At 32.0% G+C, this 13,807-nt stretch carries 16 protein-coding genes and 5 tRNA genes; 1 reads left to right on the top strand and 20 read right to left on the bottom strand.

What is annotated here, in order from left to right; all coding sequences use genetic code 11:
* Positions 1–85: 85 nt before the first annotated feature.
* The 6 genes from Q0V24_RS09900 to Q0V24_RS09875 all read right to left on the bottom strand — a co-directional run bounded on the left by Q0V24_RS09900 (position 86) and on the right by Q0V24_RS09875 (position 1,285).
* A tRNA-Tyr gene (locus tag Q0V24_RS09900) sits at positions 86–170 on the bottom strand.
* A 5-nt stretch (positions 171–175) separates the two neighbouring features.
* Positions 176–251: transfer RNA gene (locus Q0V24_RS09895), tRNA-Thr, on the bottom strand.
* A 14-nt stretch (positions 252–265) separates the two neighbouring features.
* Positions 266–341 (bottom strand) — tRNA-Val (locus Q0V24_RS09890).
* A 31-nt stretch (positions 342–372) separates the two neighbouring features.
* Positions 373–457, bottom strand: a tRNA-Tyr gene (locus Q0V24_RS09885).
* 5 nt (positions 458–462) lie between these two features.
* Positions 463–538, bottom strand: a tRNA-Thr gene (locus Q0V24_RS09880).
* A 159-nt stretch (positions 539–697) separates the two neighbouring features.
* Positions 698–1,285, bottom strand: coding sequence for a hypothetical protein (locus Q0V24_RS09875; RefSeq protein WP_297520968.1), 588 nt, complete (start codon positions 1,283–1,285; stop codon positions 698–700).
* A 105-nt stretch (positions 1,286–1,390) separates the two neighbouring features.
* On the opposite strand from Q0V24_RS09875, the gene yyaC reads away from it, so the two are divergent.
* A complete protein-coding gene (gene yyaC, locus Q0V24_RS09870) occupies positions 1,391–1,921 on the top strand; it encodes a spore protease YyaC (protein WP_297520966.1) in 531 nt (176 codons plus the stop codon).
* A 42-nt stretch (positions 1,922–1,963) separates the two neighbouring features.
* Here yyaC and mreB read toward each other — a convergent pair whose 3' ends face one another.
* The 14 genes from mreB to Q0V24_RS09800 all read right to left on the bottom strand — a co-directional run bounded on the left by mreB (position 1,964) and on the right by Q0V24_RS09800 (position 13,783).
* Positions 1,964–2,998 (bottom strand): rod shape-determining protein MreB, encoded by a 1,035-nt coding sequence (gene mreB / locus Q0V24_RS09865; protein ID WP_297520972.1) that lies wholly within the window; start codon positions 2,996–2,998, stop codon positions 1,964–1,966.
* 82 nt (positions 2,999–3,080) lie between these two features.
* Complete coding sequence (gene spoIIID / locus Q0V24_RS09860) at positions 3,081–3,344, bottom strand: sporulation transcriptional regulator SpoIIID (RefSeq protein WP_297520963.1); 264 nt, start codon at positions 3,342–3,344, stop codon at positions 3,081–3,083.
* A gap of 74 nt (positions 3,345–3,418) precedes the next feature.
* Complete coding sequence (locus Q0V24_RS09855) at positions 3,419–4,159, bottom strand: M23 family metallopeptidase (RefSeq protein ID WP_297520961.1); 741 nt, start codon at positions 4,157–4,159, stop codon at positions 3,419–3,421.
* A gap of 147 nt (positions 4,160–4,306) precedes the next feature.
* Complete coding sequence (gene spoIID / locus Q0V24_RS09850; RefSeq protein ID WP_297520959.1) at positions 4,307–5,431, bottom strand: stage II sporulation protein D; 1,125 nt, start codon at positions 5,429–5,431, stop codon at positions 4,307–4,309.
* A 114-nt stretch (positions 5,432–5,545) separates the two neighbouring features.
* Positions 5,546–6,808: a UDP-N-acetylglucosamine 1-carboxyvinyltransferase gene (murA, locus tag Q0V24_RS09845; protein ID WP_297520956.1), complete on the bottom strand. Its 1,263-nt coding sequence runs from the start codon at positions 6,806–6,808 to the stop codon at positions 5,546–5,548.
* A gap of 20 nt (positions 6,809–6,828) precedes the next feature.
* Positions 6,829–7,434 carry a hypothetical protein gene (locus tag Q0V24_RS09840; RefSeq protein ID WP_297520955.1) on the bottom strand — a complete coding sequence of 202 codons (606 nt, stop codon included), beginning with the start codon at positions 7,432–7,434 and terminating at the stop codon, positions 6,829–6,831.
* 161 nt (positions 7,435–7,595) lie between these two features.
* Positions 7,596–7,994 (bottom strand): ATP synthase F1 subunit epsilon, encoded by a 399-nt coding sequence (gene atpC, locus Q0V24_RS09835; protein WP_297520954.1) that lies wholly within the window; start codon positions 7,992–7,994, stop codon positions 7,596–7,598.
* Between the two features lie 16 nt (positions 7,995–8,010).
* A complete protein-coding gene (gene atpD, locus Q0V24_RS09830; RefSeq protein WP_297520953.1) occupies positions 8,011–9,405 on the bottom strand; it encodes a F0F1 ATP synthase subunit beta in 1,395 nt (464 codons plus the stop codon).
* A gap of 27 nt (positions 9,406–9,432) precedes the next feature.
* On the bottom strand, positions 9,433–10,311 hold the full coding sequence (gene atpG, locus Q0V24_RS09825) for an ATP synthase F1 subunit gamma (RefSeq protein WP_297520952.1): 879 nt from the start codon (positions 10,309–10,311) through the stop codon (positions 9,433–9,435).
* A gap of 52 nt (positions 10,312–10,363) precedes the next feature.
* Positions 10,364–11,866: a F0F1 ATP synthase subunit alpha gene (atpA, locus tag Q0V24_RS09820; RefSeq protein WP_297520950.1), complete on the bottom strand. Its 1,503-nt coding sequence runs from the start codon at positions 11,864–11,866 to the stop codon at positions 10,364–10,366.
* Positions 11,867–11,881: 15 nt separating this feature from the next.
* Positions 11,882–12,127: a F0F1 ATP synthase subunit delta gene (locus tag Q0V24_RS09815; RefSeq protein ID WP_297520948.1), complete on the bottom strand. Its 246-nt coding sequence runs from the start codon at positions 12,125–12,127 to the stop codon at positions 11,882–11,884.
* Between the two features lies 1 nt (position 12,128).
* Positions 12,129–12,608: a F0F1 ATP synthase subunit B gene (locus Q0V24_RS09810; protein WP_297520946.1), complete on the bottom strand. Its 480-nt coding sequence runs from the start codon at positions 12,606–12,608 to the stop codon at positions 12,129–12,131.
* Positions 12,609–12,802: 194 nt separating this feature from the next.
* Positions 12,803–13,021, bottom strand: coding sequence for an ATP synthase F0 subunit C (gene atpE, locus Q0V24_RS09805; RefSeq protein ID WP_297520944.1), 219 nt, complete (start codon positions 13,019–13,021; stop codon positions 12,803–12,805).
* A gap of 84 nt (positions 13,022–13,105) precedes the next feature.
* Positions 13,106–13,783, bottom strand: coding sequence for a F0F1 ATP synthase subunit A (locus Q0V24_RS09800; protein ID WP_297520942.1), 678 nt, complete (start codon positions 13,781–13,783; stop codon positions 13,106–13,108).
* Positions 13,784–13,807 lie beyond the last annotated feature (24 nt).

Raw genomic sequence — 13,807 nt, 5'->3', positions numbered from 1 at the left:
ACCTGTGACCCCCTGCTTGTAAGGCAGGTGCTCTCCCAGCTGAGCTATGCGACCTTATTCTGAGAAATTTATTCTTTTAAAAAAATGGTAGTGGGAGAAGGATTCGAACCTTCGAAGTCTACGACGACAGATTTACAGTCTGTTCCCTTTGGCCACTCGGGAACCCCACCACATTTGGAGCTAGCAATCGGACTTGAACCGATAACCTGCTGATTACAAATCAGCTGCTCTGCCAATTGAGCCATGCCAGCATATTAAGTTTTTTTGGTGGTCGCAACAGGGTTCGAACCTGTGACCCCCTGCTTGTAAGGCAGGTGCTCTCCCAGCTGAGCTATGCGACCTTATTCTGAGAAATTTATTCTTTTAAAAAAATGGTAGTGGGAGAAGGATTCGAACCTTCGAAGTCTACGACGACAGATTTACAGTCTGTTCCCTTTGGCCACTCGGGAACCCCACCACATTTGGAGCTAGCAATCGGACTTGAACCGATAACCTGCTGATTACAAATCAGCTGCTCTGCCAATTGAGCCATGCCAGCATATTAAATTTAGTATCGTTTAGCACTTAGCTGACCGACAATAGTTAGTATATCTCTTCTTAGACTATATTTCAACTTCAAAATATCCCATTTAAAAGATTTATTTGCGTATATTTCTCATTTTCTTCATTTTTCTTTAAATTAATAAGATTTTCATTTTTATAATGCTTCTAAATTTATATATGGCTCTAATATCTCTTTAACTAAGTCATATTCAGCTTTTTCAAGCCTTTCTTTAAATATTTTATTTACTTTTGTAACACATTTCAGTTCACTATCATTTTTAATACTTTCCATAATAATAGCATAATCATTCATAGATAATCCTGTGACCACTTTAACTAAACTTTTCTTTTCAGTAAAAGATAATCTATTCATAATAAGCATTTTATCAACTTTAAATACCGGCATACTTTCTTCTTGTCCAAACTCTTCTATACTTTCCTCATCTAATTCATCCTCTTGCACTATTTCATTTTTTTCTTGAATATCATTTTTCTCTTGTTCATCAATTTCATTTTTTATATCATTTGAATTATCCTCATCACTTAAACTTTCATCTCCCTTACAAGCTTCTATCTCATTTACTAACATATCTATATCTTCACTTTTTATATTATTCGAAATATCATTCACTTCTTTTACCATTATATAATCACTATCTTTATTCCCCCCCTTAATTAGCATTAATCCAACTAAAATTGTAGTTATTAAAATAACTAGTCCCGATAAGTACTTCTTTTTCATATAATATATCACCTCATATTTAAATATTGACAATATATTTTAAATTTATACTTCATAAATAAATAAAAAGATTATTTCATATAACTTCTTGAAGGAGGCGAATTTTTGAATAAAATTAAAAGCTATTATAAAGATTCACTATCTTATTATAAACTAGCTCATTTTTTAAAAGATTATATAAATGATTCAATTATCATTTGTATAGGGACTGATAAATGTATAGGTGACTGTCTAGGACCTTTAATTGGATCATCTTTACTTGAAAAAAACTTTCCACTCCCCATCTATGGAACACTAGAACATCCTATACACGCACTCAACATAGATATAGAACTTGAAAGAATATATAAACTTCATCCTTACTCAACTATAATAGCTATTGATGCTTGCCTTGGAGATATTAAAGCTATTGGTGAAATACATCTAAAAACAGATTCTTTAAAGCCTGGAAAAGGCGTTGGAAAACTCCTTCCATCAGTTGGAGATCTTTCAATTATAGGAATTATAGATTCTTCCTCAAAAAAAGATTTGTTTTCTAGCCGTGCTATTAGATTAAATTTAGTGATGGATATTTCTAAAGTTATCGTAAATGCTCTTTTAAGTGCCTACACATTAAATGTTGATTTAAATAACTAAAATAAAAGCACTAGTTTAAACTAGTGCTCCTTAAAATTTATACTATTTTATAAGTTTAACTTCATCTTCATCCATATTTAAATTCAATTTACTAAATACGTCTAATATCTTTCCGGTTCCTTCAGCAACACAAGTAATTGCATTCTCTGCAACACTGACAGAGACACCTGTCATAGCTTCTAAATATTTATCTAAACCATACAGTAATGATCCTCCACCTGTCATAAGAATTCCTGCATCCATAATATCTGCCGCAAGTTCTGGAGGCGTTTTTTCTAATACAGAATGTAAATTTTCAGCTATAAGTTTTACTGAATCTTCTACAGCTTCTCTAACTTGTTCTGATGATATTATAACTTCATCTGGAAGTCCAGTAACTAAATTTCTACCTTTTATAGCAAGACTTTCATCTTTTAATCCTTTAACAACTGATCCAACTTTTATTTTAAGTTCTTCTGCTGTTCTTTCACCTATCATTAATTTATAATTAGTTCTTATGTATCTTATAATTGCTTCATCAAAAGTATCACCTGCCACCTTTAAAGATGACCTAACTACTATTCCACCTAGTGAAATAACTGCTATATCACAAGTTCCTCCCCCTATATCAACAACCATTCTCCCATTAGGTTCTGATATATCAATACCAGCTCCAATTGCCGCTGCTAAGGGTTCTTCCACTAAATAAACACTTCTAGCTCCTGAATTTCTTGCTGCATCCATTACTGCTCTTTTTTCTACTTCAGTTGCTTGTGAAGGTATACATACCATTACTTTTGGTGCTGAAACTCTATTTTTTCCAATACCTTTTTTTATAAAGTACTGTAACATCTTCTCTGTAACATCATAGTCAGATATAACACCATTTCTCAATGGTCTTATTGCCACAATATTCCCTGGTGTTCTTCCTATCATTTGTCTAGCTTCTTCACCAACTGCTAGTACCTTGTTTCTTGTCTTGTCAATTGCTACCACTGAAGGCTCTTGAAGTACTACACCCTTACCTTTTATATGAACTAAAACCGTAGCTGTACCTAAGTCTATGCCCATATCTGCTCCCCTATTTAAAAACCACATAACCTTTGCACTCCCCATTTCTATCATTTTCTACTCTTTATCTTACTATTTTACATTTTATCTCATTATATCCATTATATACTTATAAAGGTCCACCTTCAACTATTTTATATTTTAATTTTGTGGCCTTTCCACCTCTTATATGTCTCTCAGCTTTATTGACATCTAATATAAACTTAGCTTCATCTGCAATATTAGGATTTATCTTTGGAAGTCGTTCTGTCATGTCCTTATGAATCGTGCTCTTACTTACTCCAAACACCTTTGCTGTTCTTCTTATTGTTGATTTAGATTCTATTATATACCTTGCTACTTCTAAAACTCTTTCCTCAATATAGTCTTTCACTTTTATATACTCCTCCTTAAATTTGGTTAATTATTAACCAGCCATATTCCTTTCAGAACATGGCTGGCTTTTAATTATTCTTTAACTTTTAATTCTTTAAAAATTGTTAGTGGATCTATAGGTTCTCTGTCTTTTTCAACATGTATTAGTAAGTATTCTTTTGACTTTCTGTCAGCCGGACTTACTTTTATTGAGTTACCTGTTTTACCAAGCACAGCTCCTTGTGAGACCTTGTCTCCAACTTTTACATTTAACTTTGCTTCTAAATTACCGTACATTACAATTAATCCATTTGAATGTTTTACTTTAACATAATTACCTTCTCTTGAATCTCCACTTTGAGCTTCTATGATTTCACCATCAGCTATTGCTAATACATCACTACCCTTTATAGCTTCAATATCAATCCCTTTATAGACATTTGCAACTTTGCCATCCTTCTCAAGTCTTGGCTCTATATTAAATTTTCTAGTTACTAGTCCATCTTTTATAGGATTTATTATTTCTGACTTAGGTTTAGCATTTGTAGCTACTGAGTCATCCTCTTTAACTGTTGTTTTTTTAGATTCCTCTTCTTTAGCCTTCTCTTGCTTGTTCTCTTCTTTTGCTTCTTCCTTCACCAATTCAGCACCTTCGATAATTTCATTACCTGTTTTTGCATCCTCAGTTTCAACATTAGTAGCGACCGGTTTTTTAGTAGACTCCTCTGCTTTATTCCCTCCTGTTGCAACCGCAACAACACCTAATACAGCTAAGCACCCTACTAAAATTACATAGAAACTATGTTTCTTTAAAAAGTTTATTAATTTATCCATGTCAACACCTCCGTTTAGTAGTCTGTCCTATAAAAACAAAATTAATACATATCTATTTAATTTTTTAATTTTTTTCATTCGTCATTTTATTACACTTCAAAAAGAAAAAAGGCATAATCTATCGAAATCAATAGACTATACCTTCTTTTATCCAATCCTTACTTTTTTTAATTTAGTTATTTCAACATCTGTATAATAATGCTTTAATATCTCATTATACTTTTTCCCATCCTTAGCCATTGCATTAGCACCCCATTGGCTCATACCAACTCCATGCCCATAACCTTTGCTATTTATTATAATTTTATCATCAAACTCTAATTCAAAATTTGCTGAATCAAGTCCTAATACTACTCTTAGTTCAGTTCCTTTTATTGTTACTCCCCCAAGTTTTATTCTTGATACACTCCCACCATCTGTCCTTGCTAATATTTCTACATTCTCTTTTATATTTGCACTTGTTAAATTAGCCCCTGGATAAGCAGAATTAACTTTATACGCAAAATCTGAATAAGAAATTATAGTTTCATCTTTAAATCTTGGAAGTTCCTCCTCACCAATACTAACTACCGACTTCAAATAAGGTGCATCAGTATTAAATACATCATAACCATTTTCTGTTTTCCCAGAACTTATTGCAAAATACTGAGGATATCTAACTAAAAGTCCATCATAAGTTAGAACCTCACTCTCTGTTTTTTTAACCGCATCTACTACCTTTTTTCTAAATATATCCTCATCATACCCAACACTATTAATTCTTTCTTCTAAAGGTTTATATACCTGACAATGAACTGTATCACAAATTACTCCGCCATGCTCTTTTGCCCTACCACAAGGCGTAACCATCTTACTTGCTACATATGTCCTAGCTAATATCCCCTGTGCTATCATTGCTTCTTTTTCGAATGATAATGGCAATTCTGAACTAACTACCCCTTGAACATATTCCTCTAAGGGAATTGTTTTTAGAACTCCTGACGTTGTATAAACTTTTACACTACTTGTATCTATACTTAGTAATTCTCCACTTATAATATCCTTTTTATTTTTAGTTTTAACTTCTTTTTTTTCATTGCCTTCAATTTTTTGATAACTATTATTACTTATAGTTCCAAAAATTATAGGTATTGAAAATATTATGACAACCGCTATACATATAGTTATTAAATGCTTTAACTTTTGTAATTTTATATTTTTAATCCCTCTAATCATCTTTATACAAAAACTTCTCAATGCTCTCTCAAATCTTTTTAAATCAAATTTTTTCATACTATTACTACCTCATTAATTTTTACCATTACAATATATTTATTTATATGTAGGTTGTAATAAGATATATTACATAATATAAAAATAAGTGAGTAAATTTTTTACTCACTTATCTCACTTAACTCTATAAATTTGTGCACCAAGTTTACTAAACTTATCCTCTATATTCATATACCCTCTATCAATATGATATATATCTTCTATTTCAGTGTAACCCTCAGCCACAAGTCCAGCCAATATAAGAGCAGCACCTGACCTTAAATCACTTGCTTTAACCTGACATCCTGTAAGTTTCTTAACTCCTGTAATTATAGAAGTATTTCCTTTTATTTTAATATCAGCTCCCATTCTTGAAAGTTCTGCAACATTCATAAACCTATTTTCAAATACAGTTTCTTCAATATTACAATTCCCATTTGCAATAGCTAATAATGACATCATCTGTGATTGCATATCTGTTGGATAACCTGGATGTGGTCTAGTTATAATATCTGTTGGTATTATTTCTTTTGGTCCCTTAACAATCGCAATTTTTGTCTTACTATCTATAGTTATCTCACTTCCTGACTCTATAAGCTTTTGAATAACTGGTTTTAAATGCTCTTCTTCAACACCATTTATTTGTATTGTGGAATTTGTAATAGCAGCTGCAACCATAAATGTTCCGGCTTCAATCCTATCATATATAGGTTGATAAGTTGTCCCCTTCAATGACTTAACCCCATCTATGATAATTGTAGAATTAATATTAAACTGAACTTTTGCACCCATGCTATTTAAAAAATTTGCTAAATCTTCTATTTCTGGTTCAAGTGCTGGATTATTTATAACCGTTCTACCTTCTATCCTAGACGCTGCCATCATTATGTTCTCTGTTGCCCCTACTGATGGAAAATCTAAATAAATTTCATTTCCTTTTAAATTTTCTCCTATAATTTCAATAAATCCATGTTCCTGCACAATTTTTGCCCCTAAAGCTTCAAAACCTTTAAGATGCAAATCAATAGGCCTTGTCCCTATATTACACCCACCTGGGCATGATAAAGTAAATTTTTTATACTTTGCAAGCATTGGTCCCATTACTAAAAAAGAAGCTCTCATCTTTTTTACAAGTTCACAATTTGCTGTATATTTTTTAATATTTGTTGGGTCTATCTGTAAATCGTAATTTATTTCATCCATACTTATATCACAGCCTATATCATATAAAACTTCAGTAAGTACCCTTACATCATTAAGACTTGGATAATTTTTAATAATAACCTTCTCATCTGATAATATTGATGCTGCTATTATTGGTAATACAGAATTTTTTGCTGCACTTATATCTACTTGTCCACTTAGCTTTTGTCCACTTTTAACTAATATTTTTTCCATATCGTCCTCCATTATTCTTCCTAATACGTGATGAATATTACAGGGCTTCCAACAATTATATAATTGTTGTCCTTTTCATAGCTTATTAACGAGTAATTATACTCTTCATTATTTAATTCTATTATTCCAGTTTCTCCATTACTAAGCTTTAAACTTTCATTCCCTTCACTTTGCAACTCAGTTTTTATAAATTTTGATGTTTCTTTTAAGCTATGAATATCATTTGTTTTTCCCTTCACATAGGTAAAAACTTTTAGGTCTTTTTTATTATTCAACATTTTTTTTGTTATTTTTTCTATTTCTTCAATTTTCATATCATTATTAAAATCTTTTATTTCAATTTCTATAAATCTATCTATCCCTTTAATCTCTATTGAATATTTATTATTTTCCTTTAAATAATAGAAGTTTTTATTATACATTTCAAAATCATCTGTTAAGTTAAGAACATTCTTTAAGTAAGACATGTCCATATTTTTCTCACTATACTGTAGCTTAATACCTTGTTCTACTACCTCATAGTTTTCTCTTACTAAAACATCATATATATTGAAACTTTTACTCCCTCCAAGAAAAACAATTGAAGTCATTATCATAATACTCATACATAAAACCACTTTTTTCATTTTAATCCCCACCTCATTTAGAAGTATTGACCATATTTTATAAAAATAATCAATATATTTTCTTATACTATAAATATATTCTGATTTAAATTCTTTTGTGCTTATTCTTCTACTTAAAATTACATAAAAAAAATAGTAGATGCAATTGCATCTACTATTTCTTATTTACCTAATTCTATTCTTGCATTAGCTCTAGCTAGTGCATTCTTAGCTCTAGATGTTTCTACCTTATAATCTTTAGAATCAATTCTTTCCATTGCACGAGCTTTCGCCTCTTCTGCTTTTTCTAAATTAATAGAATCTTTAGAATCTATTGAATTAACACAAAGGACAACACTGTCACCTTTAGTTTCAATAGTTCCCTCTGATATAGCATATTCTAATTTTTCACCTTTTTCATCAACTATTGTAAAGACACAAGGTCTAACAGTAGCTATATAAGGTTCATGATCAGCATACATTTGGAACTCTCCAAAAGATGTTTTAGCTTTTAATGATCTAACATCGCCCTCGAAGAATATATCTTCTGGTGTTGATATTATTAGGTTAAATACCTTCATAACATACCTCCCGTTATTACATTAAGCCCTTAGCTTTTGCTTTTTCTACAACATCATCAACTGAACCACAGTCATAGAATAATCCTTCTGGTAAATCATCATATTTACCTTCTAAGATTTCCTTAAAACTTCTGATTGTTTCTGATACTGGAACATATAATCCTGGGAATCCGTTGAATTGTTCAGCAACGTGAAGTGGTTGTGAGAAGAATTTTTGTACTCTTCTTGCTCTTGCAACTACTTTTTTATCTTCATCTGATAATTCTTCTAATCCAAGAATTGCAATAATATCTTGAAGTTCTGTATATCTTGCTAAGATTTTCTTAACTTTCATAGCTGTATCATAATGATCATCTCCAACTATTCTTGGTTGTAATATTCTTGAAGCTGATGCTAATGGATCAACCGCAGGGTATATTCCAATCTCAGTTAATGCTCTTGCTAAAACTATTTTTGCATCTAAGTGCGCAAATGTGTTAGCTGGAGCTGGATCTGTTAAGTCATCAGCAGGAACATATACTGCTTGAACTGATGTTATAGACCCATTCTTAGTTGATGTAATTCTTTCTTGTAAGTCTCCCATTTCATTAGCAAGTGTTGGTTGGTATCCAACTGCTGATGGTATTCTTCCAAGTAAAGCTGAAACTTCTGATCCAGCTTGTGAATATCTGAAGATATTATCTATAAATACTAACACATCTTGACCTTGGTCTCTAAAGTTTTCTGCCATTGTAAGTGCTGTTAATGCAACTCTCATTCTAGCTCCTGGTGATTCGTTCATTTGTCCAAAAACTAAAGCAGCTTTGTGGATAACTTCTGAATCTGTCATCTCAAGTATAAGGTCTTTACCTTCTCTTGATCTTTCTCCAACTCCAGCGAATACTGATAATCCACCGTGAGCTTTAGCTATGTTGTGAATAAGTTCCTGTATCATTACAGTTTTACCAACTCCAGCTCCTCCAAATAGTCCAGTTTTACCACCTCTTTGGAATGGTGCCATTAAATCTATTACTTTGATTCCTGTCTCAAACATTTCTGGTTTGATTGATTGTTCAAAGAAAGATGGGGCTGCTCTATGTATTGGCATTTTCTTTTCTGCTTTTACTTCACCTTTATCATCTATTGGATTACCTAAAACATCGAATACTCTTCCTAATACTACGTCACCTACTGGTACTGATATAGGATTTCCTGTATCGACTGCTTCTGTACCTCTTTGTAGTCCTTCTGTTAAATCCATAGCGATTGCTCTTACAGTTTTATTTCCTATATGTTGAACTACTTCACAAACAAGTATTTTTCCGTTTAACTCAATCTCTACTGCATTGTATATGCTTGGTACTAATTCTTCAAACTTCATATCAACAACTGGTCCTAAAATTTGAACAACTCTACCTATATTCTTTGACATCTAAACTACCTCCTTTGCCTACTTAATTTATTTCTTTTTTTTCTTTTTACTTGCTTCTAATCCACCTATAATTTCCGCAATTTCTTGTGTAATAACACTTTGTCTTAATCTATTATATTTAGCCTCTAGTTCAATAGCCATTTTATTTGCATTTGTTGTTGCATTATCCATAGCCATCATTCTAGCACTATGTTCACTTGTCTTTGAATGATATACAGCATTTATAAGTTGTGCCTCTATCTGTCTCATTATATAATCAGCAACTATCTCTTCAGAACCTGGTTCTAAATCAAAGTCTAATTCTTCTACTACTTCTTCTGTCTGCAAAACTTCAAATGGTAATATTCTCTCTTCTACCACTCTTTGCTTTCCAGCACTATAGAATTTTGTATATACAAGACTAACTTCTTCATAACCTTTATGTAAGAATAAATCTACTAAATCAGAAGCCATTACTCTTGCTTCTTTAATAGTGATTTGATCATTAGGGTCCTTATATTCTTTAACTGTTTCAAAACCATGTTTATTAACATAATATCTTGCTCTTTTACCAGATATTATTACTGCTACATTCTTAAAGTCGTTTGCAAATTTACGCGCTAAATACATAGCTCCGTTACCATTGAAACCTCCACATAATCCTGTATCAGAAGCAAGTATGATGTATAATTTCTTATCTTCACCATTCTCTTGTGTTAATATATTATTTTTTGGGCTATCTGCATATCTAAAGATTTTAGTTCCTATATGCTTTAAGTTATTTAGGTAAAACTCATTCTTTTGAAGTCTAACTCTTGCCTTCTTCATCTTTGAAGCTGATATAAGAGACATAGCTTTAGTTGTCTTCTTTGTTGTTTTTACACTTTTAACTCTATTCTTTAAAGCTAATAATCCACCTGCTGGCATCACTACACCTCCTATCTTAAAAGATGGCATAGCTTAAAAAGCTATGCTTATCTTAGAAATTTTTTTTGAATGCAACTATTGCGTTCTTTAATTCTGCTTCTGTAGTTTCTAATAACTTAGCTTCATTATCTATTGAACTAAGTATATTAGGATAATTTGCATGCATGAACTCTAAGAATTCTCTTTCAAATCTAACTACATTGTCAACTTCTACATCTTTTAAGTAGTCTTTTATAGCAACGTACATAACAACTACTTGCTCTGAAACTTCTCTTGGTGAGAATTCATCTTGTTTTAATACTTCTTGAACTCTTTTACCTTTTTCAATTCTATCTGCTGTATCTTTATCAAGTTCAGCTCCAAATTGTGAGAATGATTCAAGTTCTTTGAACTGGGCAAGGTCAAGTCTTAAACTCTTAGCAACTTGCTTCATAGCTTTAGTTTGAGCACTTCCTCCAACTCTTGACACTGAAATCCCTGGATTGATAGCTGGCTTTTGACCTGCATCAAATAATCCTTTTTCTAAGAATATTTGACCATCTGTTATTGAGATAACATTTGTAGGAACATATGCTGACACATCTCCTGCTAAAGTTTCAATTATTGGTAAAGCAGTTATTGAACCACCACCATTTTCTTTTGAAAGTTTCGCTGCTCTCTCTAATAATCTTGAGTGTATATAGAATACATCTCCTGGGTAAGCCTCTCTACCTGGTGATCTTCTTAAAAGTAATGATAATGTTCTATAAGCAACTGCTTGCTTTGATAAATCATCATATACTATTAATACATCTTCACCTTTCCACATAAAGTATTCAGCCATTGCAACTCCAGCATATGGTGCTAAGAATTGAAGTGCTGCTGCTTCTGATGCTGCTGCTGATACAATAATTGTATATTCCATAGCGCCCGCTTCTTCTAATATATTATAAACATTAGCAACTGTAGATTGCTTTTGTCCTATAGCAACATATACACACTTAACATTCTTACCTTTTTGGTTGATGATAGAGTCGATTCCAACAGCTGTTTTACCTGTTCCTGCATCTCCAATGATAAGTTCTCTTTGTCCTTTACCTACTGGTATCATAGCATCTATAGCTTTAATTCCTGTCTGTAATGGTTGGTGTACTGGTGTTCTATCTAAAACTGCTGGAGCTTTTGCTTCAACTGGTCTAAAACCATCATTTTCGATTGGACCTTTTCCATCAATTGCATTTCCTAAAGCATCTACAACTCTACCTAAAAGTGCATTACCAACTGGTACTTCAACAACTTTTCCAGTGCTTTGAACTTTAGTTCCTTCTCTTAATCCTTTTTCAGATCCTAATAATACTATCCCAACGTTGTCTTCTTCTAAGTTAAGAGCCATACCAACTGCGCCATTTTCGAACTCTACTAGTTCTCCTTGCATACAGCTTTTAAGACCATCAACTCTTGCAACTCCGTCTCCAACTTGCATTATAGTCCCTGAGTCTACTACTCTTATTTCTTTTTCATAACCTTTAACATCTTCTTTAAGTTCTGAAGATAGTCCTTCTGTTTTAATATTCATATAGACTCACCACCTTTATTTTCTATTAAGCATTAACTCTTTCATTTCTTGATATTGTGAATTTATAGTTGCATCTATAAACTCATTTTCAACTTGTATAAAAAGTCCACCAACAATGCTTTTATCGATTTCTTGCTTAAGTTCAATTTTTTTTCCATATTTAGCTTCTAATTTAGATACTAAACTGCTATATTGTTCCTCTGTAAGTGGAACTACTGTTTTAACAAATCCTACTAGAAGATTTTTATTACCTGAAATCATATTACATACCTACTTTCTCGATATACTTATCGATCACAGCTTGATGCTTTTCTTCATCCATTGATCCTTCTATAGCTTTTTTAGATAATACAATAGCAAGGTCTACAACTTGCTCTTTAAGAGTAAGTTGTGCTCTAGCTACATCTATTCCTATTTGCTCATTAGCCTTAACTTTTAAATCTTCAGCTTCTGCTGTAGCTTCTGCTACTATTTTCTTATAAAGTTCCTCTGCAGCAATTTTCTTTTCTGCTATGATTCTCTTTCCTTCTTCTTGAGCTTGCTTTAAGATTTCTTCATTTTTAGCTTTTAACTTCGCAGCTTCTTCTCTTGCTCTATCAGCACTTGCTAATTTTTCATTTATAGCATCTTGTCTTTCTTTGATTGCTTTTTTGATTCTATCCCAGAAGAAATATCTTAGGATTAATACTAATATTCCAAGGTTGATTATAGCTGCTACTACTGTTGTCCAGTTAAATTCCATGTTTACTTTTCCTCCTTGAGTTTTTCACTTCACTCCGTAACTTTTCGGTTCATTTCTTGATTAACTATGTATTTTTATGTGCTCAAAACTATTGTTTTGAATATCCGTAAATTTAAAACAGCCGATATTTAGTAATCTTTCAACGAATAATCGGCTATTATATATATATATTAAAATAATTTATGTACTAAAAATTACTTAACGAATAATAATATGATTGCTACAACGAATCCATAAATAGCTGTTGCCTCTGAAAGACCAGCTCCCATGATAAATAAACTTTGTATTTTATCTGATGCTTCTGGTTGTCTAGCTATCGCCTCTGTTGCTCTTCCTGTTGCGATTCCTATACCAATCCCTGCTCCTATACCTGCTAATACTGCTATTCCTGCTGCTAATAATGTCATATCCATAATAGATACCTCCTCAAATTTTTGAAAATATTTTTTTAATTAGTTTGATTTAATTGATTAGTTAATTTAGTTAATTAGTTAATCTTAGTGTGATTGTGCTGTAATTTTAATGTTAATTACTGTTAACATTACAAACACTATCATTTGAATTGTTCCGTCAAATACGTCGAAGAATCCATGTGCTATAATTGGTAAACCAATTTGTGCTGCCCATGCAAAATGTGAAAGCCCTTCATATACTAGCTCTAAAACTATTCCTGCTGCTAGCATATTACCAAATAAACGTAAAGCTAAAGATACTGGAAAAATTACTTTTTCCATTAAATTAAGTGGTATCATAGCTATTCCATGACTAGCATATCCTTTAAGATATCCTAATATACCATTTTTTCTTATAGCATTACCATGTACAACTAATACTACAACTATTGCAAACGCTCCAGTTATATTTAAGTTATTTGTTGGCGGAGCTATTCCTATTAAACCAACATAGTTTAATAGTAATATGTAAATCATAAGCGTACCTATGAATGGTATGAATACTGCTCCTTCTTTACCTATATTTCCACTAACAAGTTTTTCAACTGCTTCGTAGAACATTTCTGCAACAGCCTGTAGTTTTCCAGGTTTCATGTTAAGTTTAGCTGTTACGATACCTGCTAATATTATAATTAACAACATAACTGCCCATTGCATGATTAAATAACTTGGTAAAACAAATGACCCTAATGTTACAGTAAACTGAGGTGCAAAAATATGCATTTAATTCACTCCCTCTCTTGTAAA

Origin of the sequence: uncultured Clostridium sp., from assembly GCF_947039605.1 — a bacterium.
GTDB lineage: Bacteria > Bacillota > Clostridia > Clostridiales > Clostridiaceae > Sarcina.
The sequence above is the reverse complement of the archived record's forward strand: the minus strand, read 5'-3'. Positions and strand labels throughout refer to the sequence as shown.

Excerpts from the sequence above, each read along its gene's own strand:
- Q0V24_RS09875 (WP_297520968.1), bottom strand. The coding sequence starts at position 1,285 with ATGAAAAAGAAGTACTTATCGGGACTAGTTATTTTAATAACTACAATT.
- mreB (WP_297520972.1), bottom strand. The coding sequence starts at position 2,998 with ATGTGGTTTTTAAATAGGGGAGCAGATATGGGCATAGACTTAGGTACA.
- Q0V24_RS09855 (WP_297520961.1), bottom strand. The coding sequence starts at position 4,159 with ATGGATAAATTAATAAACTTTTTAAAGAAACATAGTTTCTATGTAATT.
- spoIID (WP_297520959.1), bottom strand. The coding sequence starts at position 5,431 with ATGAAAAAATTTGATTTAAAAAGATTTGAGAGAGCATTGAGAAGTTTT.
- murA (WP_297520956.1), bottom strand. The coding sequence starts at position 6,808 with ATGGAAAAAATATTAGTTAAAAGTGGACAAAAGCTAAGTGGACAAGTA.
- Q0V24_RS09840 (WP_297520955.1), bottom strand. The coding sequence starts at position 7,434 with ATGAAAAAAGTGGTTTTATGTATGAGTATTATGATAATGACTTCAATT.
- atpC (WP_297520954.1), bottom strand. The coding sequence starts at position 7,994 with ATGAAGGTATTTAACCTAATAATATCAACACCAGAAGATATATTCTTC.
- atpD (WP_297520953.1), bottom strand. The coding sequence starts at position 9,405 with ATGTCAAAGAATATAGGTAGAGTTGTTCAAATTTTAGGACCAGTTGTT.
- atpG (WP_297520952.1), bottom strand. The coding sequence starts at position 10,311 with ATGCCAGCAGGTGGATTATTAGCTTTAAAGAATAGAGTTAAAAGTGTA.
- atpA (WP_297520950.1), bottom strand. The coding sequence starts at position 11,866 with ATGAATATTAAAACAGAAGGACTATCTTCAGAACTTAAAGAAGATGTT.
- Q0V24_RS09815 (WP_297520948.1), bottom strand. The coding sequence starts at position 12,127 with ATGATTTCAGGTAATAAAAATCTTCTAGTAGGATTTGTTAAAACAGTA.
- Q0V24_RS09810 (WP_297520946.1), bottom strand. The coding sequence starts at position 12,608 with ATGGAATTTAACTGGACAACAGTAGTAGCAGCTATAATCAACCTTGGA.
- atpE (WP_297520944.1), bottom strand. The coding sequence starts at position 13,021 with ATGGATATGACATTATTAGCAGCAGGAATAGCAGTATTAGCAGGTATA.
- Q0V24_RS09800 (WP_297520942.1), bottom strand. The coding sequence starts at position 13,783 with ATGCATATTTTTGCACCTCAGTTTACTGTAACATTAGGGTCATTTGTT.